Genomic DNA, 22,951 nt, shown 5'->3' with positions numbered 1-22,951 from the left:
CGGTCCTGGCTGAGACGGGCAATCCCCCGGTTTGAACGTCTTGCCCCTCGGATGGCCCCAGATTGAAATACCGACCGCCGCGCGAGAGCCGGCGGTCATTTTTTTGCCACGTGAATGTGGCAACATGACACATATAGTGGCATTATGTTGCGCCGTAACGCAGCGCCGATTGCGCGCGCAAGCATTCCGTCATCCCCGTTTCGCCCTTATTCGAGACCTCCATGAGCTCTGGCATTCCCTCGCATTCGCGCGTTGTCATCATCGGCGGCGGCATCGTCGGCTGTTCCGTCGCCTACCATCTCGCGAAGGCCGGCTGGACCGACGTGACGCTGCTCGAGCAAGGCCAGTTGTCGTGCGGCACGACCTGGCACGCGGCAGGGCTCGTCGGCCAATTGCGCTCGCAGGAGAGCATGACGAAGCTGATCCGCTATTCGACCCAGCTCTACGCCGAACTCGAAGCGGACACCGGCCTCGCGACGGGCTGGAAGCAGTGCGGTTCGCTGTCGGTGGCGCGTACCGCCGAGCGCATGACGCAACTGAAGCGCACCGCCGCGGTCGCACGCGCGTATGGCGTCGAGTGCGACGTGATCGGCGCGAGCCAGGCGGGCGAGTTGTGGCCCGTGATGCGCACCGACGATCTGCTCGGCGCCGTCTGGCTGCCCGGCGACGGCAAGGCGAACCCGACCGATCTCACGCAGTCGCTCGCACGCGGGGCGCGGATGCGCGGCGCACGCATCGTCGAAAACGTGCGCGTGACGGGCATCGACACCGAGCGCACGGACGCCGGCCGCAAAGCGACCGGCGTGATGTGGCGCACCAAGGACGGCGACGAAGGCACGACCGGCGCCGACATCGTCGTGAATTGCGGCGGCCAGTGGGCGAAGGCGATCGGCCGCCTGTGCGGCGTGACGGTGCCGCTGCATTCGGCCGAGCACTACTACATCGTCACCGAGAAGATTCCCGGCGTGCATCCCGACTTGCCGGTCATGCGCGATCCGGACGGCTACATCTACTTCAAGGAAGAAGTGGGCGGCCTCGTGATGGGCGGCTTCGAGCCCAACGCGAAGCCGTGGGGCATGGACGGCATTCCCGAGAACTTCGAATTCCAGTTGCTGCCCGACGATTGGGATCAGTTCGAGATCCTGATGCAGAACGCGCTGATTCGCGTGCCCGCGCTCGAAACGGCGCAGGTGCGGCAGTTCTACAACGGCCCGGAGTCGTTCACGCCCGACAACAACTTCATCGTGGGCGAAGCGCCTGAGCTGAAAAATTTCTACGTCGGCGCGGGTTTCAATTCGATGGGGATCGCATCGGCGGGCGGCGCCGGGATGGCGCTCGCCGAATGGATCATGGCGGGCGAGCCGACGATGGACTTGTGGCCCGTCGACATCCGCCGCTTCGCGCGCTTCAACGGCAACGACACATGGCTGCACGATCGCGTGAAGGAGACACTGGGCCTGCACTACGCGATGCCCTGGCCGAATCGTGAACTCGATACGGCGCGGCCGTTCCGGCGCTCGCCGCTCTACGCGCATTTGCGCGACGCGGGCGCGTGCTTCGGCAGCAAGATGGGCTGGGAACGCGCGAACTTCTTCGCGCCGAAGGGCGAGACGCCCGCGATTCAATACGGCTTCGGCCAGCAAAACTGGCATGCATGGAGCGCGGCCGAGCATCGCGCCTGCCGCGAGCGCGTGGCGTTGTTCGATTTGACGTCGTTTTCGAAATTCCTGCTCAAAGGACGCGACGTCGAAGCCGTGCTGCAAGGGCTCGTCGCGAACGACGTGGCGGTCGAGCCGGGCAAGACCGTCTATACCGGCATGCTCAACGAGCGCGGCGGCTACGAATCGGATTTCACGCTGACACGCCTCGCCTACGATCAATACCTGCTCGTCACGGGTTCGGCGCAAACCGTGCGCGATCTCGACTTCATCGAAAAGCATCTGCCCGCCGACAAGCACTGCACGGTCGTCGACGTGACCGGCCAATACGCGGTGCTCGCCGTGATGGGGCCGAATTCGCGCGCGCTGTTGCAGCACGTGTCGAAGAGCGATTTCTCGAACGAAGCGTTTGCGTTCGGCACGAGCCGCGAGGTCGACATCGGCTACGCGACGGTGCGCGCGACGCGTCTCACCTACGTCGGCGAACTCGGCTGGGAGCTGTACGTGCCGGTGGAATTCGCGGTCGGCGTCTACGAGACGCTGATGGAGGCGGGCGCCGCGTTCGGTCTCGTCAACGCGGGGTACTACGCGCTCGATTCGCTGCGTATCGAGAAGGCGTATCGCGCGTGGGGACGCGAGCTGTCGCCCGATCGCGATCCGTTCGAAGCGGGGCTCGCGTTCGCGTGCAAGCTCGGTAAGGACATTCCGTTTCGCGGACGCGAGGCGCTGCTCGAGCGCCAAGGCAAGCCGCTGACGCGCCGGCTCGTCGCGCTGACCGTCGACGGACACAGCGACAAGATGCTATGGGGCGGCGAGGCGATTCTGCGCGACGGCGTGGCGGTGGGCTCGGTCAGTTCGGCGGCGTTCGGCCATACGCTGGGGTGCCCGGTGGCGCTCGGGTACGTCAGTGCCGATGGCGCTGCAGTGGACACGGATTATTTGAAGAGCGGCCGGTATCAGATCGATCTCGCGGGCGAGCGGCTCGATGTGACCGTGCATGTGAAGGCGCCGTACGATCCGGCTGGCGAGCGCGTCAAATCCTAGCGTCTTGGCAAAGGCAACGCCTTAAGTCACGCCTCGCTGCGATCGCGCGATTCGAACGCACCAAAAAAAGGATGGGCGCATAACAAGCCGCCCATCGAAAGCCAGCATCGTTGGAAGCACGAGCTGGCGGGGGTTCTTCGAATTGAGAAGTTGCGTTTAAAAAAAGCGGGCCGTTACGGGGCCCGCGAACACGCGCCGCACTGCCAGGCAGAGCGGTGCCACAAGTTCAGTGTCGGCTAGCCCCCGGTGCCACCCATGCTGCCACCACCGCGGCCGGCATAGACCGATACGGACGCAGTTGTCATCAAGCCGATGGCAAACGCGGTAATCCATTGCACTGTTTTCATTTTGTCTCCTCCAGAAGTGTGTTGGAGTGCTTGGATGCGGGTATTCAACGAATGGCCGAATATCGGATCGGGCTTGCCGGCGGGCGGCACGCTCGCCCCGTCAAAACACGAAGGGAATCAACCGATATCGGACGACATCCCGATACGCTCGATAGTGCTCGCGCTAAGGAGCGCACCGAAACAGCACCCGCGAACGCAACATCGCCGCCGAAAAATCAGGCCGGCGCGGCGTCATCCTCCGGACCCGCTCATCGTCGGCAAGAGAATCCGATAGACGTGAATGAACGCCGGTCCGAGCAATACCGAGAGCAAGGCTGGAAAAATACAGAAGGCAAGCGGGAGCAGCAATTTCACGGCGATCTTCGCCGCCTGCTCTTCGGCGCGGCTCCGGCGCCGCGTGCGCAGCGTGTCGGACAGCACGCGCAGCGAATCACCGATGCTCGTGCCAAAGCGTTCAGCCTGAATCAGCATGGTGCTGAACGAATCGATATCTTCGACGCCCGTGCGCAGCGAGAGGTTGCGCAATGCTTTTTCCTTCGTAAATCCGGAGCGCAACTCGAGCAGCATCAGTTCGAGCTCGCCCGCGACTATCGCGCTGCGCAGCTTGATCTCCTCGGCGACCTTCATGAGTCCGGCGTCCAGGCTCAGACCGGCCTCGATGCAGACGGTCAGCAGATCCAGCGCGTCGGGAAAGTCCTCGAAAATCGTGCGCTGACGCGATTTGATGCGGCGATCGAGCACGCCGTTAGGCAAGTAGTAGCCGAATCCGCCCAAGCCGATCAGGATGGCGGACAGTCCGAGCGGATTCGCGGCGAGCGAGGTGCCGGCAAGCCAAATCAGCGCCACGAGCGGCAAGGTCATCGCGAGCATCGTTTTCGCCGCGAAATAGATGGCTGCGGCGCCGGGCGCTCGCCAACCCGCATTCATCAGGCGCACGCGCAACACCGAGTTCTCCCAGTTTTCTTTGGGAACCGACAGTTTCGCAATGGGCTGCGAAATGTCCGCAATCTTTTCGAGCCATACCGTCCCGGTCGGCATGGATTCGGACTGCGGCGCAACCCGCACGCCGCCCGCCTGCTCGATACGCCGTCGCATGTCGCGGGGCGCGAGTAAAAGCATGACGCCGAGCGCTCCCGCGAACACGACGGCGAACAGACCGACGAGCAACAGCATGTTTATCGTATTGGATGATTGCATGACATCTCCTTGCTATCTTTGATCGGCATCGCGCCCGGACCTCGCGCGATTACACGCGAATTCTTATGATTCGCCGCATCCAGAACACGCCGACTATCATCATGACAGCCATCGCTGCGATCACTTTCAGGCCGGCCGGGTCTTTCCAGAGCACTTCGAGGAAAGTCGGATTCAGCGCCATCATGGCCCCTGCCGTCACGAACGGGAGCAAGCCAAGCACCCATGCGGACATCTTGCCTTCGGCGGCCAGAACCCGAACCTTGTCGAACAGCTTGAATCGCTCGCGGATCAGAAACGAGATACCGTCCAGGACCTCAGCGAGGTTGCCTCCCGTTTCCCTCTGGATCAGCACGGCGATCACGAAATAGCGCAAATCGCGAATCGGCACACGCGTCGCAAGATTCATCAATGCTTCGTTCAGTGCCACGCCATAGTTGATTTCGTCGAACGTGATGCGGAATTCACCGGCCATCGGCTCGGCGAACTCGGCGCTCACCATGCCGATCGCGCTGGGGAACGCGTGGCCCGCACGCAGCGCCCGGCCAATCGTGTCGGCGACGTCGGGCAATTGCTTTTCGAGCTTGCGCAGCCGCTTCGTGCGCTGGCGGTTGACGTAGAGATAGGGCAGGGCGCCCGATGCCAGTGCGGCGAGGGCGGCGAACGCCATGGGCACCGGCAGGAAGGTGGCGGCGGCGAGCAGGATCAGCGGGATGGTCAGGCTCGTGAGGATCAACCGCGCAACGGACCAGCTCAGCCCCGATTGCTGAATTAGAAGATCGAGCGTCTTGACTCGCGGCAGCTGCATCACCAGCTTCTCGAGCGAGTTCGATTCGCCCAACATGCGATCCTTCAGGATCGTCAGACGCTCCTTTTGCACCTGGCCACCCGCGGACAACGCGCGGATGCGCGCTTCGATACGCCGGGCGGCGGTGCCGTGATGGCTGCTCCACCATAGATGGATGCCCTCGACCGCAAGCACCACGGCCACGAACACCAGGACGACAAACGCGTAGAAGATCGGGTCCATACAGGTCTCCTGAGACCTTGAGAGGGTCAGCCGAAGCGTCGGGCTATGCTGATCACGTGGTTTCGAAGCGTCGTGAGGGGTCGTAGATCTGATCCGGCAGGCTGATGCCGAATGCCTGCAGCCGCTCGACGAATTTCGGCCGCACGCCGGTCGCGCAAAAATGGCCGCGCACGGTGCCGTTCTGGTCGACTCCGGTTCGCTTGAACGTAAACACCTCCTGCATGTTGATGATCTCCCCTTCCATGCCGGTCAGCTCCTGAATGCTGACGATCTTGCGCCGACCGTCGTTTAGCCGGGAGGCCTGGATGACCACCGAGATCGCTGACGCGATCTGCTGGCGCATCGTCTTCGGCGGAAGCGACATGCCACCAAGGCTGATCATGTTCTCGAGACGCGTGAGCGCATCGCGCGGCGTGTTCGCGTGGATCGTGGCAAGGGAACCCTCATGGCCGGTATTCATGGCGGCCAGCATGTCGAGCGCTTCCGCGCCGCGCACTTCCCCGAGAATGATGCGATCGGGGCGCATCCGCAGGGCGTTGCGCACGAGTGTGCGCTGCGTGACCTCGCCGCGTCCCTCGATGTTCGGCGGACGCGTCTCGAGTCTGAGCACATGCGGCTGCCGCAGTTGCAGTTCCGCCGCGTCTTCGATTGTCACGATGCGCTCGTCGGCCGGAATAAAGCCGGACAGAATGTTCAAAAGGGTCGTCTTGCCGCTGCCGGTGCCGCCCGAAATGAGGATGTTGACTTTCGCGCGCGCTAGCGCATCGAGCAGCTCCGCCATCGGCGGCGTGAGGGTCTGCAGCTGGATCAGGTCAGACACCTGCAGCGGATTCACAGCAAAGCGCCGGATCGACACGAGCGGCCCGTCCACCGCGGTGGGCGGGATGATTGCATTGACCCGCGAGCCATCCGGCAGGCGCGCATCGACCATTGGGCTCGATTCGTCGATGCGCCGTCCGACGCGCGAAACGATCTTCTCGATCACTTTCATCAAGTGCGCGTCGTCGTAGAACGTCACGTCGGTCAATTCGAGCCGGCCCTTGCGTTCGACGTACGTCTGCTTGGACGTATTGACGAGAATGTCGGATACGGTCGGGTCGCGAAGCAGCACTTCGAGCGGACCGAAGCCGAACATCTCGTCATACACGTCGACGACCAGTTGCTTGCGTTCAACATCGTTGGCGGGTGCTTTCTCTTCTTCGAGAATGCGTCCGATAAGGGTGCCGATTTCCTGACGGACCTGATCGACCGGAAGTCTCGAGAGACGTTCCAGTTCGACGTGCTCGAGCACCAAATGATGGACCTCTCGCTTGAGTTGCTGATATGCGGTGCTAGCCATCCCCTTGTGCGAGTTCGCTCCGCCGTTTCGTTCTCCGAATGGCTTCACCAATTGTGAGGATATCTGTTCACGCAAAGACATGGTGCTCTCCTAGTCGTTTCTTACATGGTCTTGAGCTTCGGGTTCGCATTGCGGCCGAAGAAGCGGGTGACCAATGACTCGCCGCGTGCGTGGGCGCGCGTGGGCGCGGGCCCGTGGTTGACGATGTTTTGCGCGAGCTTCTGCACACTGCGTGCCACGCCGCTGTTACGGGCGATCTGTGACACCGGCACCCCTTCGTTCATCGCTGCGGCCACGGTCGCGGCGTCCTCCGGAAGCACCTCGTAGGGTTGCATGCCCAGGACTTCCTCCATCGCGGCACGCGCACGTTCGCCGTGGCGGGAATGCCGGTTCAGCAACAGCCGCATCCGGTCGGCGGAATAGCCGAGCGACGCCAGGATTTCCTGCAGGCGTCGCCCTGCGCGCACGTGCGGCATGCTGGGCTGCAATACGATGTGGATTTCGTCGCTGCGATCGAGCGCGAGTATCGAAAGCTGATTGATGCTCTGGCCGAGATCGAAGATCACGAAGTCGTAGCGGGGTACCGCAACGCCCAGGATCCATTCGAGTGTTTCCAACTTGATGTCGGCAGCCTTGACCGGATCGCCCGCGCCGGCGAGTAGATCGAACCTGTCATTGCCATGAAGCAGGCAAGCGTCGAGGAAGGCGGAATCCATCCGCGCGATCTGCCCGCACATCTGCGGCAGCGTCGAAGGCGGTGTTTCGTTCGTAACAAGAAAGGCGGCGTCGCCGAACAGTTGATTGAGGTCGATCAGCAACACGCGCTTTTGCAGCGTCGTCGAAAGCGCGTGCGCGACGTTGCTGGCAATGAAACTCGTCCCCGTCCCGCCCTTGCATGACATGAACGACACGATACGGGTCTCGTGCGTGTCGTGCAGCGCACGCCGGTTTTCTGCACGCTGCAGCGCGTCGCGAAGCGCGCGCTGATCGAGCGGCCAGTGGATCACGTCGCGAAAGCCGGCGCGCATCGCGGCAATGAGCGTCTCCGGCGACGCATCCGGAATCAGCAGAATGCATGTGAGATGCCCATGCCGGTGGCACAAATCGGCGACGACCGGCAAGTCGGCGTCCTGAAGCGATAGGGCATCGACGATCAGGACGTCGAACGCGTCGAGACTGTCCCCTCGCTCGAGGAGCTGGGACGGGGTGGCGACGGCACGCGTCCCCCGGTAGTTGCCGCATTCGCCGATCAGGCGCGCGACCTCGGCGAGCCGCGTGGCGTCCTTGGAAATGCTCAGGAGATCGATCATGATGGTGTCCCGCCGAACTATCGAAAATTATTGACAGACTGTGCCGCCCGTGGCCGTCGTGAGACTCTCGCGCGGCAACGTGGTGCTGAGTGGCGGCATCGTGAGCGTGAGGGGGACGAATGGAATCATCGTCTGCACCTGTACGTTAGTGACGCTGACTGTGACGAACGTGCAGGTGTTGCGCGCCGTGGTCGGATCCGAGTCGCAGCCGGCCGGCGTGTAGCTCAGCGTCACGTTCGAGTTGGCGAGGAGGGGCAGCAACGAGGTGATCTTCGATTTGATCACCGATGCGTCCGCGTCGCATACGACGGCGGTGCGCGCGCCGAGGCGCATCGCTTCACCGGCCGTATTCCAGTAGAACAACACGCGGGCGAACTCGAAGGCGCCGATCAGGAGCGTGCAGAAGACGGCCGCGACGAGCGCGAACTCGACCATGGCGGCGCCGCGCTCCCTGCGCCGCCGCGAACGGATGGCGCCAGCACGCTGCTCCATGACAGTGCTCATGATACTTGCCTCATGACGGTGAAGATGTCGTTGAAGATCAGTTGCGCGAGATTGAGCGTCGGATTGAAGAACGGCTCGATCGGCTGGTACTTGAAGCCTTTGATCTTGACCTCGACCACGTTGATGCTGCCCGACTGAGTGCCACCGGCCGCGCCGTTGTTCGAGTCGTAGGTCGGTACGCTGGCGAACAGGGTCGGGTCCGTCGTGTCCTGGCAATTCGTGGTGTTTACGGCGTCGCACACCACGACCATCGATGTCGTGAGGCCGGTGACGAGCGGCGTGGCGTTGCCGGTGGGGCAGGTCGCGCTGCCGTACACGGCGAGGCACTGCGCCTGCGCAAGCGGGTACGCCGGGTCGCTCGGCAGGTACGTCGAGAGGTAGCGCGCCGCGTCGCGCGTGCCCTTGGTGAGCGTTTCGTACTGCGAGATCGCGTGGCCGAACTCGGCCACTCCGAGGGCAAGCGGAACGAGCACAATCAGCATCAGCGCCAACTCGACGGCGGCTGCGCCGTGCATGCACTTGCGCGAGGAGGAGCGGGTTTTCATGGTCGCCTCGTCTATTGCACCAGAACCGGAACCAGCGGCCCGACCGATGAACTGTTGCCCGGGATACCGTGCGTCGCGCACGGCATGGTCGGGTCCGTTGTGTTGCCTTCGTACTCCAGATGAACCGGGTCGCCCGCCTTGTCCATCGGATCGAGCATCAGGACGCAATCCCACTGGAGAATATTTGCGGAGTGCCCCCCCGGGACCAATAGCTGGCCGCAGTCGACCTCGGGGGCGAGCGCGAGGCGCCGGTCGGCGCCAGCCGTGTAGACGGTGCCCGAAGAGGAACCCTTCAATGTCAGACCTGATTGCGTGGTCCCGTTCCCGTCACCCTGATACGCCGTGAACGTGGCCCGCTTGCTGACGAAGTCGCTGTATGCGTTGGCTTGCGCTAGCCAGCTATGGGCCGTGTACGCATATCCCGTGAAATCGGTCGCATCGCTCGATTGCGAGTACGGGTTCTGATAGATGCCGAAACGTGAGTTCCAAGCGCCGTCGTCCGTGAGCTTGTTGCCCGGGGAGCCGACGGTCGAGCCAATGGCCGGGAGGTTGCAGTAGTTGCTGGTCAGCTCGTTCCTGATGTCGTTCGCGTTTGTGGTGCCGTTGAGCGCGGCCCACCCGAAGTTACCGTTCCCGTAACTGGGCGGCGAGCCGGCTTTCGATGCGATCCACTGGCCCGGCGTATAGCTTTGATTGGGAATTGCCGGGGTGACCTGGGTGCCTGCCTTGCAGACGAATACCGGAATCGCGCACGTGGTTTGCGCGGGGCTGATCGTGGCCACCGCGTTGGCCGACACCGACGCGTTGGCGACATTCACGCCCGGCAGCATGTCGAGTACCTGGATGAACCAGTTCGCGATGTTCGAGAGCGAGGTGGTGCACTGCACGTACTTGATTGTCGACGGATTGGTGACCGAGTTTTTCGGCAGGAACGGGTCGGTCAGCGCATCGGTGAACGTCACGTTGTTGTTGACGGCCAGTTGCACCGGGGAGCTCTGGAAGAATGCGTAGTTGAGGTGTCCGGCGGTAATGCCGGACGCCTCGGAGACGGAGAGGTTGATCGTTGCTCCCGTCAGGTCGCGGGCCGCAGCCAATGCGCACGAATCTGCACTGTTCTGCAATTCGCTTTTGACGACATAGAGCTTGCCGAGATCGAGCGCGAGCCCGACAGCTCCAATGAGCGCGACGAGTGCGAGTGCCACGAGTACGGCCACGGCACCGCGCTCGGACTGACGAGTCCGGCGTTGCACACGGGATTGAAGTTCGCGACGCATGATCATCTCCGTCTGCATGGGTATCACTGTCCGCCGCCACCGGCACCGCTGCCACCGCCGATGCCGATGACGAACGGATTGGCTGCCGGCACGGGCGCTTTAAACGACTTATCGTATGCGTCCATTGCCGAAGCAGCGGAATTACCATCGATGCCGGGCGTCGACGGCCGGTGCTCGCCGGCCTGCGGATCGATGATTTGCGCCCGGGTGATGGCTCTGACGGATTCGCCGAAATGCGCGTCCCAGATCGGCGAGCTCGACATGCAGCCGCCGAGCACTGCGCAGGCCGACACGATGAGGAGTGCCCGGCGTGCGAAAACAATGCAATCGAGTTTCATGAGATTCCCCTTGGTATCACGTCACTGCTTGATCGTCCCGTTTGACGCGCTCGATATCGCGATCGCGCGCTGCTTCTCTTGCTCGGCGATCCGGGCGGCGTCCGCTTCAATGCGCGCGACGCGTGCCGCCTGCGCGTCTGGTGCCGGTGCGGATTGGCTCGCGGGCGGCTGGACGGCGCTCGTTTGCTGCTTGGCGGTATCGGGCGAACTCGGCGAACTCGGCGAAGCGGGCGCCGGGCCGGCGTGGGGCGGGTCATGCGGCGCAAGCCGCGCATCGGCCGGAGCCGTCGGCGCGCGCGGCACCGGTGCCGGCGACGGCACGCCCGCTTGCGAGCCCGCCGGAGCGGGCGGCTGCGTCGACGAGTTGCCTGGTGCGCCGCTCGCCGGAGCCGCGCTTTTCGCGCGCGAGGCGCCGCGGCCTTCCATGTCGCCTGTGGCATACACGTCGGCCTCGTTGGGCTGCGTAAAGCTGTCGGTCGGCAACGGATAGTTCTGGTTCGGAAGCGGCTTGATGAGATGCGGCGTGACGACGAACACGAGCTCCGTGCGGTCCTGCTGGAACGACGTGCTGCGCAGGAGCGCCCCGATTATGGGCAACTCGCCGAGACCCGGAAATGCCTTGAGGGCGCCCGTGACATTGTTGCTGATGAGCCCGCCGATCGCGAACGATTCACCGTCGTTCATTTGCACGGTCGTCGACGCGCGGCGTGTGTTGATGAGCGGCAGGATCGCCGTGCTGCTCGTGCCGGTAGCGGTTACCGTTACGCCCGTCGGCGAGAGCTCTGACACTTCCGGCGCGACCTTCAGGTTGATGCGGCCGTTGCCGAGCACCGTCGGCGTGAATTTGAGCCCGACGCCGAACTCTTCCTCTTGAAGCGTGATCGTGGTTCCGCCGTTGGCGTTGCTTTGCGGCACGGGAATGAACACCCTGCCGCCGGCGAGGAACGAGGCTTCCTGGCCGGTGATCGTGACGAGATTCGGCTCGGCCAGGATCTTGGTGAGGTTGTCGGTCTTTTGCGCGTCGATGGACATCGAAATCGGCAGGTTGTTCGACTTGGTGCCCGTCAGGATGGTGGAAGCGCCCGACAGCAAGGTGCTCACGAGGGAGCCGGTCCACGAGCCGAACCCGCCCTGAAGGGTCAGCGACGAGCCGAGCTGATCGATCAGTGTCTTCGACACTTCCGCGACCTTCACTTCGAGCATCACTTGCTGCGGCGAATCGACCGTCATCATGTTCAGCACGCCGCCGCTTTTGCTTGGGTCGTCTGTGCCGCTGCTCTGGGTGTACGCCTTTGCGATATCGAGCGCTTCTTGCGCTGCCTGCGCGCTCGACACGCGGCCGAGGAGAACAAGGTTATTTGCGGCCGTTGACACCCGAATATTGCGTTCGTTGGGCATCAACTGCGACAGCGATGCCTGCAGCCCGCCCGCGTCCACGTTGACGACGACGTCGATGATCTGGCACGCGCCGCTTCTTCCCTGGATGATCATGTTGGTCGTGCCGACCGACTGGCCGAGAATGTAAAGCCTTTGCGGCGACACCATGGTTGCCTGCGCGATCGCGGGATTGCCTAGGGTCCGGTTGCGCACCGGCTCGTCCGTGGGCACGAGCATCGACTTGCCGAGCGGCACGACGACGGTGGTTTCGCCGCGGATCTCGCCGACGCAGTTCGGGCCGCGCAGCGGACCCTCGGCGACGGGAGGCTGCGGGATTGCGGCCGGGCGTGGAGCGCCGGCTGGCGTGGATGCCGCGGCGATGGTCAATTTCGTCGGGCTGCGGCCCATTTGCGTCACCGCGACGGTGTTGCCCTTGGCGAGCGCGCCGCTCTCGACGACGACTTGCGCGCTGCCCGGCTGCGTAGCCAGCAGCCCCGCGCCCAACATGGCGGCCATGACCGCGCTGCTCAGCTTGCTGCGGCGCGGACCCCGGTCGGATGAGAACTCCAGTCTCGTTTTCATTTCGTCATGCCCCCGTTACTCGATGCGTGCGCATCGTGATTTTTCATACCTGCCTGCATCGTGCGACGCGGCTAAATGTCAGCGTGCCGCGGCGCCGCGTGCGTTAAAAGCATTCGACGCTGCCCTTGACACCGGCGAGCACGCCGACACAGTCGCGCTTCGATTCGGCGTGCTCGGCGCGTGCATAGCGCACGCGCGCTGGCCGCGGCGCGGCTGCGGGCGCCGACGCCGGTACCGGCGGCGTGCCAAGCAGCGTGAGCTTGGTTGCGCCCTTCGTGGTCAGCGTGTCCTTGTCGACCTGATTGCGCAGAACCAGCGACAACGTGCCGACGCTGCGCGCGAGATCGAGCTTTTCCGCCTGATCGGGCGTGACTTCGAGCGTGACCGCGTTGACGACCTTCGGCTGCGTGTCGTCGCGACTGACTTGCTGGGCCACGGCGAGGACCAGGATCTTCTCGAGCACGATCTTCGAGATGCTCTGTTGCTGGTCGTTCTTGCTTTCGGGTTGTTGCGTGTTGACGATGACGTCGACGTAGTTACCCGGCAATGCGAAGCCCGCCACGCCGATCACGTCGTTCACGCGGACCGTGATCGCCCGATCGCCGTCGTTGATGACGGCAGAGAGGCCGCCTTTCGTGCCAAGCGGCGCGAGCTTCGATTCGAGCACCGGCTCGCCGCGAGCGAGACTCGTGCGCACAACGCGACCGTCGAGCGCCTTCACGTCGGCGAATGAGCCCGGAGGAACACTGGACGTGGGCCAGCTGACGGTGCGAATCAGGTTCGAGCTAAGCGGCTGGCCAAGATTGATGTCGTCTACTGCGACGGCGACGGTCGTCATCGAACCCGACGAGGTGTGCATCAACCATCGAGATGCGAATACGACGGCGGCCAGGCCGGCCAGCATGGCCATCGCCAGCATGATGAGAGCGCGACTGTTTTTCATGGCAAGACTCCTCGTGGATCATGGGGCGCCGGCCTATTCGCCGGCGGCAAGCTTTTTGCCGGGTCGTTCGATGGCCGGCGGATAACGGCTGTTGTGATCCGTGACCGCACCGAAGTAGCTGTCCCACGCTTCGCGCAACCCTTCTTCGGTCACTTCGCGCGCGGCACCGCGGTAGTCCACGGACGCGTTCACCAGGCTGAGCAGGTCGCCCGGGTAACAGGCGAGAAACGGCTTGCCGTTCACCATGTGCAGGTTGTGCAGCAGGTAGTCGAACGCACTTGGCGTGACGGCGAGCCCCAGCGAGGCGCAACGCGCTTCGAACACGGCCCGGTAGCTATCGAGCGGCAGTGGACCGATATGCAGCTTCGAGCCGAGGCGGCGCAAGAACGCTTCGTCGCCGATCGCGGCGGGATCGAGATTGCTCGAGAACACCGGCCACACGTCGAACGGCGCGGAGAAGCGCGAGCCCGACTGCAGGGTGAACAAGTCGACGGCACGATCGAGCGGCATGATCCAGCGGTTGAGCAGGTCCTGCGCGGCGACTCGTTGGCGTCCGAGGTCGTCGACGATATAGAGGCCCATGTTTGCCTTCATGTGCGGCGGCGCCTGATAAAAGCCCGCAGCGGCGTCATAGCGCAGATCGAGCCCCTCGAGCGTCAACTCGCCGCCCGAGATCACGACGGGCCGGCGGCACATGCGCCAGCGCTTGTCGCCTGCGGCCGCGGAGCTGGCCGCGGGGGCGTCGTGGTGCAGCAGCGGGTCGTACAGCTGCACGATCTCGCCGCTGACGTAGATGGCGTACGGAATCGGCACGTCCCCTTGCAGCAGCAGTCCGAGCCGTTCGGCGAGGAACGTCTTGCCGCTGCCGGCCGGGCCGTACAGCAGCAACGGCCGCCCGGCGTTGAGCGAGGCGGCAGCCGCATCCAACAAGGCAGGGTCGATGCGCAGGTCACGGAACGCGGCGCGTACGTCGGACTGCGAGATGCGCTGCCGGCGCACCGAGTGCTCGCGCACGATCTCGACATAGTTCTCGTATGCAACGGGTGCCGGGCCGCAGTAGCTGCAACGCGAGATTTCATCGACAGCAAGGTCACGTCCGGCTTCCGTGAGGCGGAAATGAACGTCGATGTCGGTGGCGCCGCGATGGGTAATCTCGGCAAGTCGCTCGCGCACGAGGAACGCCAGTACGTCCTCGAGCACCGAGACCGGAAGCCGGTGCCGCTCGGAGAGATCGGAGAAACTCGACTTGCCGTTCAAGAGCGTGGACTTGAGCACGAGGCGGCCCACGAACACGGGCGGCAAACCCGTGTCGGCGAGTGAGCGGGGGGCGCGCAGCGAAACGCTCGGCGCCTCCGCAATGCGTCCGCGCGGCAGCCCGGATTGGTGCAGGTGTGTAACCTGCGCGCAGCCGTGTTCGGAATTCTGTTCATTCATGGCCTCTCTCCCTGTCCCCTCACTCGATTGCCGCGGTTACGCGACCGACGCGAAGACAACACCTATGGTTCCAGCCGCAATGGCCACCCCGTAAGGCAACGATCCGACCGATTTGATCGGCGTGTATGGCAGCGCATTCTCCTTGTGTCCGATGCGCGACCCTCCATAAACGAGATGTCGGATGTTCAAGAGCAGAAGCGTCGTGCGTTTGTGCCATACCGCAAAGGCGAGCGACCATGCACCGCCGATGACAAAGGTCGCGAGAGCGATGTAGAGGGTCATCGACGGGCCGACCCATGTGCCGATCATCAACAGCAGCTTCACGTCGCCGGCGGTCATGCCGCGCACCATGTAAAGCGGTACTAGCAGCCCGAACCCGGTCATGGCGCCCGAGAGCCAGTTGCCGCTGCCCGGCAGGAGGCCATTCACCCATACCTGAACCAGGAGCGACGCAATCAGGCCAATTCCGATAATCTGATTCGGGATGCGGCGGCACACGATGTCCGTGCTTGCCGCGACCACAGTCAACGCGATGACGCACGGCGGGATCGGTTGTGGAGGAAGAGATAGGAGCAACATCAGGAACCTCGGTCAGGTTTGTTTGCGTCACGCGAGCGCGGCGGCGATTTGATCGCGAATGTTTTGATAGAGGGTTTGCAACGAATTGCCGAAAGCCACGACCCCCGCAAAGGCAATGAGCGCGATGAGCGATATGAGCAACGCGTACTCGACCATGGTTGCGCCCTGGTCCTCTTTCAGGAACCTCGAAACGATCGTGTGCGGTGCATGCATCGCAACCCCCTGAAATTTATTTTCGCGGGCACCGTGGCGCCGTGGTGCCCTACGTGCCTAAGCTGTCGAACTCGTGCGGACCTGAGGACGCAGGATCTGTCTGCATCGCCTGATCAAATGGCTGCCGCGATGTCGCTGAATACGAGGTTCAAATTCGTGCCGATCGTCGTAACGGCCCCGATGCAGACGATCGCGATAAGAGCGACCATCAAACCGTACTCGACCATGGTGGCTCCTTCATCATCGCGAAGGAATGCCTTTGTCCTTTCAATGGCGCGTGAATCTCGTGCACCAGCCAGTAGACGACGAACACATGCGTATCGAAAGGAAATATTTGCGCTCACGATCAACTCCTTTTGGGTCGCACCCACATGGAATTCGGAGATAGATGAAAGAAAGCGGACGAAGCGAGGAAACGAATTCGCCCGCCGTCCTTGATCAAATCTTGGCCGCGATGTCACTGAACACTAGGTTCAAATTCGTGCCGATCGTCGTAACCGCTCCGATACAGACGATTGCGATAAGGGCGACCATAAGGCCGTACTCGACCATGGTGGCGCCCTCTTCGTCGCGAATGAAACGCTTTGCTTGATTGAAAATGGCTTTCATGTGTGACTCTCCATTTAGGTGGCGAACTAAAAACCCTGGCCGGACATGGCTTCGGGAGTGAACTACAGGTGATGCACGTAAAGCCGGAAATATCCCTCTACCGGGGACGTCATCGTCCATCTGCATTCCTGAACGCTTGGGGACGGGTAGAAGAGGTGATACAGCGGAAGCGGCGGGCTGGTCCGCGCGAAACGATACGCTTTGTGTGAAGCGTGGACCCGATAAGAGACCGCGCGAGTGCGCACGCCGCGACCGGCCGGCGGATAGCCGACTGGACGTGCGAGGCCAAGGTTGCAGTAGCGACGAGTGATACGCCGCGTCGATGCACTGTTTTCATGCTAACGCCCCCGGTTTTCAGTGCTTGCTCGTGGTGTCCGGTCGAGACCGGTCCCGCTGGTCAGTCGGCGATTGTCCGTCGTCCTGTCCGAGTTCCTGCCGCATATGAGGTTGGCGGCAGGGAACACTGAGGACTATCCCCGCGGGTAACTTCGGTGGCGATTCCAGCTCGATCTGCGCCGAGCGGTTCGAATGGCTGCCGGTCGTTACGTCGTCGACTTCCGCGCCATTCGCTTTGCAAGGGGCGGGCCAGCTTTCCCGAAAACGCGAAAAAACGGGCGTCTCGGCGCCACAGGTGCTAGGGCGGAGGGCCATCGATGCCCAAACTGTCGCAGGTCTGCGACAAATTCGGCCTGCAGCCCGTCGTCAACCAACACAGCCGAATGGCATGTGTGTATTGCGGTTGCGCAGATTGCTAGGGACATACCCTTACTTCGATAAGGCGTCGGTTTCGAGGGAAAAGCGGCTTTTGGGAGCCGCCAACCGACACGGAATGTTTCGATGTTGAAACGTGCGTCCGGTGGATCTGCGCGACGTGACTTTAAATGAGTACGCTGGCGCACGCATGCAGCGATCGCGCGGTCTCGTTAAGGAAAAGACGGGTTGAAAGTCGCATCGTTTTCTCCCAACAATAAGACAGACGGATATCCGTGATGCCTCGTTCGCATTCACGTGATGCGAATAAAAAAAGTTTGAACGGACGGCTCATGGGAATAAGTCCGGTGACCACACAAGGCAGAAAATATGCGTTTCCTAATTCGGGGGGCACGCGGCGACGAAAGCAGCGCGCATGGCTGGCTGATGCGGGAGCAGTCGACCCTATTCAGCGGCGCGATTCTTATCTCGTACGCTATATTGCTTGCAACGTGGGCGTTGATCTCCAGCCCGTATGCATGTCGCTCGTTCGCTCTGTCACGTTGCGACGTGCACGAACGATAGTGGGAGAGCGGCCATGAATTCGATCTCGCCACGCAAACAGTTGGTCCGGCACGAGCGGCCGGCGGTCACGTTACCCACAGCCTCTCCCGCGCGCCGGCAGCACTGGCTCAGCGGCGAACGATTGCGGAATTACCCGGTCCTGGCGCTCATCTGCTACGCGCTGTTTGTCGTGATTTACTTGTACAAAGCCGTATGGCATCCGCACGAATACATCAGTCCGCTCGCAATGGATTTTCTGCCGTTCTGGAGTTCGTCGTACCTGGCGTTACACGGGCACGCAGTCGATGCCTACAATCTGAACTTCCTGACCAAAATTGAGAGCGGTGCGATATCTCACCCGGTCGGCATCCTTCCGTGGCTTTACCCACCGACATTCCTGCTGTTCGTTTATTTGTTTGCGCTACTACCCTGGAAAATTGCCGCGACACTTTTTCTCGGCGGCACCTATGCACTCTTCATCAGGTCGATTCACGCCACGCTTCCTTGCCGGCAAGCGATACTCATCGCGGCGGCATTTCCAGGCGCCGCCCTCGTTGCGATCTCCGGGCAAAATGGCCTGCTAACCGCCTCGCTCGCCGCTCTTGGGCTTGCGTTGCTTCGCCGTCGTCCCATGATGGCGGGAATATGTTTCGGTTTGCTTTGCATGAAGCCGCACCTGGCAGTGCTTTTTCCGCTCGCGCTGCTGTGCTCCCGTTCCTGGCGCGCCCTCGCTGCCCTCGCTTTGACCGCGGTGTCGATGCTTGGCGTCGCAGTGCTTGTGTTCGGGACCGAAACGCTCGCGGCATTCCTGCACAACGCGGGAATGATGACGAGCTACATGGAAACGGGGCGAGTTGCTCTGGCGCGGATCCCGACCGTGTTCGCACTCGCGAAACTGGCTCATGCTTCCTCGGCACTTGCATACGTGGCCCAAGGCGCATCCGCGCTGCTCGCTGCTGCCGCAGTGGTTTACGCCTGGTGCCGCGAGAGCTCCTATCCGCTACGCGCAGCGGCGCTGATTTGTGCCAGCCTCTTGGTCAGTCCGTATCTGTTCGACTATGACCTCGCCTGGTATGGCGTGCTTATCGCGTGGTATTGCAAATACGCCATGGATAGAGGATGGAAACGTTGCGAGCGCGAGTGGCTCATCGTGGTTTGGCTTGCACCTCTCGCCGGCGTTCTCGTGGTTACGCACGTAAAGTTTCAGTTTATGCCGCTGATCTCGGCGATTACGCTTTGGATGCTGATTCGACGCATCGCGTTGGAAAGACGCGAGCCCGCCATTCTTCGGCCGTCTCCTGGGGAATGAGGGCGGGCGGTAACAGACGCGGCAATATCAAACGCGCGACCGGCCAAACAGGGAACGTACGCGCTTTGTCCGCCCTAGGCGGAACTTGCGACGATCACCGTGGCTTGGCTGCGGCATTGGATGGAAATAACGGGGGGCATCATGTCTACACGGGCCAGCAAGCCATTGATTTCGCTTGTCGTGCCGTTCTATAACGAGCTCGATGCCGTCGAGGGGTTTTTTGCTAACGTCGTACCGGTTCTCGAGGCAATCAGAACGATACGTTTCGAAATCGTGTGCGTCAACGACGGCAGCAGCGACGGTACGCTCGACAAGCTGATCGGCGTCAACGCGCGAGATGCGCGTGTGCGCGTCATCGACCTCACGCGCAACTTCGGTAAGGAAGCTGCGCTTACCGCCGGCCTCGACGAGGCGTCGGGTGACGCGATCATCCCGATCGACGCCGATCTGCAAGATCCGCCCAGCCTGATTCCGGTGATGATCGAGCACTGGCTCGGCGGCGCGGAAGTGGTTGCCGCGAAGCGAAGCAATCGCGCCTGCGACACGTTCGCGAAACGCACGGCGGCCGCGCTTTACTATCGCGTTCACAACGCACTTTCCGATGTTAAGCTGCCAGAAAACGTCGGTGACTTCCGTCTGATGGACCGCGTGGTTGTCAATGCATTGCAAAGCTTGCCCGAACGGCGGCGCTTCATGAAGGGGTTGTTTGCGTGGGTGGGCTATCGGACCGTGATAGTCGAATATCAGCGTGAACAGCGCAGCGCCGGCCGCTCGAAATTCTCCGGATGGCGGCTGTGGAATTTTGCGCTTGAGGGGATCACGAGCTTCAGTACGGTGCCGCTGCGAAGCTGGACCTATATCGGACTGTTGATTGCGCTGATCGCGTTCGTCTACGGTGGGTTTGTCGTCAGCCGCACACTGCTGTTCGGAAATCCGGTCCCTGGATACGCGTCGCTGCTCTCCGTGCTGCTCTTTTTAGGCGGAATCGAATTGATCGGCATCGGTGTGGTCGGCGAGTATATTGGGCGCATCTACCACGAGACGAAGGAACGTCCCATTTATCTCATACGCCGTCGCTATCAGGCGAAGAGCAAAGTCAGCACACTGCCTATCAAGCGCCGAGAACACCATGTGCCGAGCGCTTCGCGGTCCAATCTCGTGCGCAGGCGTGTGGCGCCGCGGGTGCGCGTTGCGAGCCACTGAGTTGTGCCGATCGCGAGGTGAAGCGGTGACGATGAGCGGTTCAGGGTGGCTGAAACGAGTTCGATTCCCGGTGTCGGGCTCTTCGCAACAGGCCTGTACATCAGCGTAGCGGTCATTCTGACCGCGCGCCGACATGTCTTCGACCTTGGCAAACTCCGTGGCATTCGCGTGCGCGATCTGCGGATCATATCTGTTGCAAATGCTGTGGGGTTTTTCGAGTTCAATTGGCCTAAGAAGTGCTGGGTGGCTCCTTGTCGTTTTGCTTGACGCGCCGCGCTGACCGCACTCGTCTCACACGTTGCACAAGCCGCAGGTGCCAGTCCCTGGTCGGGCATCGCGATTGTGGTTTGTGTCGTGCCGCCGTTTACATTTGTCGCTCACGGATCGTGGACGTATCGCTGAACGGATCGCCGGACGACCCACTTACTCATATAAGCCGCGATTGCCGGGAGCTGGAAGACGAAATGCCGTATCGGACCATGCATTGAAGCGTTGCCGGAACGGCATTTCTACAAGCCGATTTAGCAAATGCGCAAGCGCGAACGACATGAGCAGAAAAACCGCGCCCGTTGCAAGTTTTATCGCGTTATTGTCCGTAAGGTCAGCTCTCGCCCTGAGCATTACCCAAAACACCGCGTGACCTAGATAGAGAGAATATGAAATGCGGCCTAAATACTGCGCCGCGGATGTTTGGAAAAGCCGCGCGATGGGTCCGCTATCGTCAACGAGCGATGCAATCAACGCAGCGAAGACGATCGGGGCGGCCAGCGCAATGCTGGGCATCCTATCGATGAAGACGAAGACTAGCACGGCGGAAAACGTGAATACCTGCGTCGCGCGCCCACGTAGCACGCGCAGCGGCGCACAGTCACGATATTCGGCAATCAACGCGCCCGTAAAGAATCCGACAAGGCAGCGCGCCCACCCGTAACTGTAAGTCAAATCCAAGCAATGGCCATATGTAAGGCATGCGTTCGGTCCTAATGTTTGCCATGCCGCGATCACATATCCAATCAATGCGAGCGCAATGACCGCCGCAAGGCGAGACTTCCCGCGCAACAGCAGGCACAGCGCACCGAATAGGACGTATACGTAGAATTCATCACCCGCGCTCCAATTGACTTTGGTTCCGACAAAGTGATCGAACAGGTTTAGCCCTTGAGCCATGGACGCAGTGGCGACGAGCTCTTTCACCGATGGTACAAAATACGGGACCGTCTGCCCTGCGAGCGATGCCTTTAACTGGCCGACGTTGACGCATAGATAATAGAGAAGTGTCGTCGCGACGTGCGTAGGCCATAGTCGACCAAACCGCCGAACCATGAAGGTCCGGAATTGTGCGACATCTGTCAGGCGCGCGCCGTATGCGCTAGAAATCACGAAGCCGCTTAATACAAAAAACAGGTCTACGGCCAGATAACCGTTTCGCGCCGCGTTGAGATACGGAACGGAGAGAGACATATGAAAGACGACGACGAGCAGCGCGGCGGCTCCGCGCAAACCTTCAAGAGAAGCATTTGTTTTCATTTTCCATCCCCGACTTGTTCTGGAACGACTTTCAAAACGCACAATGTATGGAACTTGAGGTTCGAACTTTTTGTGTCGCGAAATGCCGACGCATGGTCATAGCCAGCAGCGCGGTCAGCACGGCCGGTGCAATCTGGCAAGGAGCACCGAACACGACCGCGAGGAATCCTTGAGCGGGCGTCAGCCACGCGGCGCCGAGCATCACCCATTCGAGTCGACTCAATTCGCTAACCTTAGCATCGCGCATCAGAAACAAGATCGGTAGCGCGAGCCATGCGAGATCGTAAAACATGAGGTAGGGTTGCACGAGCAGCGTCGTGACGGTCAATGCTGTCGCACGCAACTCGAATCTGGCGGGCCGGAGCCACAGATACGCCGTCGCCACCACGGCCGGAACGACAACAAGCACGTGGACGGCATACGCCGCGCCAACCGACAGGCCGGCGAGCCTGCTGGCCGCGAATAGGGTTGGCATGCCGTTCCATAGGTGCGTGCCGTGCACGACGGTGACCTGATTGAATTTGGGCAAATATGAAATGAAAGCGGTCCACGCATCTAGTCCAAGGACTGCAGCGCTGAGGCCCACGAACGCGACACAGCACGCGGCTGATGCAACAAGCGTTCTCCACTGTCGGCTGCAAATGAGCACCAGCGGGAATAAAACCGCGAATTGCGGCTTTATGGCAAGTGTGGCGATGCACACGGCTGCAAGCACTGAATTCGCTTCGAGCAACCAGAGCGCGCTACCGGCCGCCGCCACTGTCAGCAAAGAGTTTTGTCCGGCCGCAAGTGCGACGGGGATGCCGGGAAACGCGGCTGCGATTAGAAAATTCGGCCGTGCAAGTCCGCGAGCGGCACGTGTCAACACGCATGCATAAAGCGCGATCCCGACCGCGGAGAACGACGCGAGCGCAACGCTGAACGGCAAAAGGCCAAGCGGAATGAGTGGCAGCAAGAAAGTCGGTGGATAGGGCCATTTTGCACCGCCGCCGAAAGGTGTCAAACCCACCTCGACCGCATACATCAATTGCGGCGAAAAGACCGACGCCGCACCATGCTCAAGTGCCACGCGCGCAGCGGACCAGAATACGACGAAATCCCATCCGAGCATTGGAGCCGACTGTTCATGCAACACGTAATAGCGAACGCTCCAGATGGCGAGCACCAGGACTTGCATAACCAGTACGGCAGTGGCGTATAGCGTGACGCGGTCGGCGCCGCGGCCGCCGCTTGCTCTCGACACGTTGGTCACGAAAACCCCCATTCTTTTTTCCGAAATGCGTCTTGCCTTTTTGGATCGACCAATACCGCCGGCATGAACGATGCTCACCGCGCGAT

General features: G+C 61.8%; 20 protein-coding genes. 3 read left to right on the top strand and 17 right to left on the bottom strand.

Going from position 1 to position 22,951, the window contains the following annotated elements; translation table 11 throughout:
• Positions 1 to 221: 221 nt before the first annotated feature.
• Complete coding sequence (locus FAZ95_RS33115; protein WP_137336612.1) at positions 222 to 2,702, top strand: GcvT family protein; 2,481 nt, start codon at positions 222 to 224, stop codon at positions 2,700 to 2,702.
• A gap of 578 nt (positions 2,703 to 3,280) precedes the next feature.
• Here FAZ95_RS33115 and FAZ95_RS33110 read toward each other — a convergent pair.
• The 15 genes from FAZ95_RS33110 to FAZ95_RS33040 form a co-directional block, all read right to left on the bottom strand.
• Entirely contained in the window at positions 3,281 to 4,246 is a 966-nt protein-coding gene (locus tag FAZ95_RS33110) for a type II secretion system F family protein (RefSeq protein ID WP_137336611.1), read from the bottom strand.
• A 49-nt stretch (positions 4,247 to 4,295) separates the two neighbouring features.
• Positions 4,296 to 5,273: a type II secretion system F family protein gene (locus FAZ95_RS33105; RefSeq protein WP_137336610.1), complete on the bottom strand. Its 978-nt coding sequence runs from the start codon at positions 5,271 to 5,273 to the stop codon at positions 4,296 to 4,298.
• A 52-nt stretch (positions 5,274 to 5,325) separates the two neighbouring features.
• Complete coding sequence (locus FAZ95_RS33100; protein WP_137336609.1) at positions 5,326 to 6,693, bottom strand: TadA family conjugal transfer-associated ATPase; 1,368 nt, start codon at positions 6,691 to 6,693, stop codon at positions 5,326 to 5,328.
• 20 nt (positions 6,694 to 6,713) lie between these two features.
• Positions 6,714 to 7,922: a CpaE/TadZ family protein gene (locus FAZ95_RS33095; protein WP_137336608.1), complete on the bottom strand. Its 1,209-nt coding sequence runs from the start codon at positions 7,920 to 7,922 to the stop codon at positions 6,714 to 6,716.
• A gap of 27 nt (positions 7,923 to 7,949) precedes the next feature.
• Positions 7,950 to 8,426: a TadE family protein gene (locus tag FAZ95_RS33090; protein ID WP_437437758.1), complete on the bottom strand. Its 477-nt coding sequence runs from the start codon at positions 8,424 to 8,426 to the stop codon at positions 7,950 to 7,952.
• Positions 8,423 to 8,941, bottom strand: coding sequence for a TadE/TadG family type IV pilus assembly protein (locus FAZ95_RS33085; RefSeq protein WP_137337725.1), 519 nt, complete (start codon positions 8,939 to 8,941; stop codon positions 8,423 to 8,425). The genes FAZ95_RS33090 and FAZ95_RS33085 overlap by 4 nt, the downstream gene beginning before the upstream one ends.
• 41 nt (positions 8,942 to 8,982) lie before the next feature.
• Positions 8,983 to 10,245: a Tad domain-containing protein gene (locus FAZ95_RS33080; RefSeq protein ID WP_137336607.1), complete on the bottom strand. Its 1,263-nt coding sequence runs from the start codon at positions 10,243 to 10,245 to the stop codon at positions 8,983 to 8,985.
• A gap of 23 nt (positions 10,246 to 10,268) precedes the next feature.
• Entirely contained in the window at positions 10,269 to 10,583 is a 315-nt protein-coding gene (locus tag FAZ95_RS33075; protein ID WP_137336606.1) for a hypothetical protein, read from the bottom strand.
• Between the two features lie 21 nt (positions 10,584 to 10,604).
• On the bottom strand, positions 10,605 to 12,542 hold the full coding sequence (locus tag FAZ95_RS33070) for a type II and III secretion system protein family protein (RefSeq protein WP_137336605.1): 1,938 nt from the start codon (positions 12,540 to 12,542) through the stop codon (positions 10,605 to 10,607).
• 103 nt (positions 12,543 to 12,645) lie between these two features.
• Positions 12,646 to 13,485 carry a Flp pilus assembly protein CpaB gene (cpaB, locus tag FAZ95_RS33065; protein ID WP_137336604.1) on the bottom strand — a complete coding sequence of 280 codons (840 nt, stop codon included), beginning with the start codon at positions 13,483 to 13,485 and terminating at the stop codon, positions 12,646 to 12,648.
• Between the two features lie 33 nt (positions 13,486 to 13,518).
• Complete coding sequence (locus FAZ95_RS33060; protein WP_137336603.1) at positions 13,519 to 14,919, bottom strand: DUF8689 domain-containing protein; 1,401 nt, start codon at positions 14,917 to 14,919, stop codon at positions 13,519 to 13,521.
• A 36-nt stretch (positions 14,920 to 14,955) separates the two neighbouring features.
• Positions 14,956 to 15,495, bottom strand: coding sequence for an A24 family peptidase (locus tag FAZ95_RS33055; protein ID WP_175425900.1), 540 nt, complete (start codon positions 15,493 to 15,495; stop codon positions 14,956 to 14,958).
• A 30-nt stretch (positions 15,496 to 15,525) separates the two neighbouring features.
• Positions 15,526 to 15,711 carry a Flp family type IVb pilin gene (locus tag FAZ95_RS33050; RefSeq protein WP_137336601.1) on the bottom strand — a complete coding sequence of 62 codons (186 nt, stop codon included), beginning with the start codon at positions 15,709 to 15,711 and terminating at the stop codon, positions 15,526 to 15,528.
• 113 nt (positions 15,712 to 15,824) lie between these two features.
• Positions 15,825 to 15,983, bottom strand: coding sequence for a Flp family type IVb pilin (locus FAZ95_RS33045; protein WP_254700381.1), 159 nt, complete (start codon positions 15,981 to 15,983; stop codon positions 15,825 to 15,827).
• Positions 15,984 to 16,149: 166 nt separating this feature from the next.
• The gene (locus tag FAZ95_RS33040) at positions 16,150 to 16,320 is read right to left on the bottom strand and encodes a Flp family type IVb pilin (RefSeq protein WP_137336600.1); all 171 of its coding nucleotides are present in this window, start codon (positions 16,318 to 16,320) and stop codon (positions 16,150 to 16,152) included.
• 1,288 nt (positions 16,321 to 17,608) lie between these two features.
• Here FAZ95_RS33040 and FAZ95_RS33035 point away from each other — a divergent pair.
• Both FAZ95_RS33035 and FAZ95_RS33030 read left to right on the top strand, forming a co-directional pair.
• Entirely contained in the window at positions 17,609 to 18,883 is a 1,275-nt protein-coding gene (locus FAZ95_RS33035; RefSeq protein ID WP_137336599.1) for a glycosyltransferase family 87 protein, read from the top strand.
• 141 nt (positions 18,884 to 19,024) lie between these two features.
• Positions 19,025 to 20,086 carry a glycosyltransferase family 2 protein gene (locus FAZ95_RS33030; RefSeq protein WP_137336598.1) on the top strand — a complete coding sequence of 354 codons (1,062 nt, stop codon included), beginning with the start codon at positions 19,025 to 19,027 and terminating at the stop codon, positions 20,084 to 20,086.
• A gap of 423 nt (positions 20,087 to 20,509) precedes the next feature.
• Here FAZ95_RS33030 and FAZ95_RS33020 read toward each other — a convergent pair whose 3' ends face one another.
• A complete protein-coding gene (locus FAZ95_RS33020) occupies positions 20,510 to 21,613 on the bottom strand; it encodes an acyltransferase family protein (protein ID WP_137336597.1) in 1,104 nt (367 codons plus the stop codon).
• Between the two features lie 31 nt (positions 21,614 to 21,644).
• Positions 21,645 to 22,943, bottom strand: a complete 1,299-nt coding sequence (locus FAZ95_RS33015; protein WP_254700057.1) for a glycosyltransferase family 87 protein — start codon at positions 22,941 to 22,943, stop codon at positions 21,645 to 21,647.
• Positions 22,944 to 22,951 lie beyond the last annotated feature (8 nt).

Source organism: Trinickia violacea (assembly GCF_005280735.1).
GTDB classification, from domain to species: domain Bacteria; phylum Pseudomonadota; class Gammaproteobacteria; order Burkholderiales; family Burkholderiaceae; genus Trinickia_A; species Trinickia_A violacea.
The sequence above is the reverse complement of the archived record's forward strand: the minus strand, read 5'-3'. Positions and strand labels throughout refer to the sequence as shown.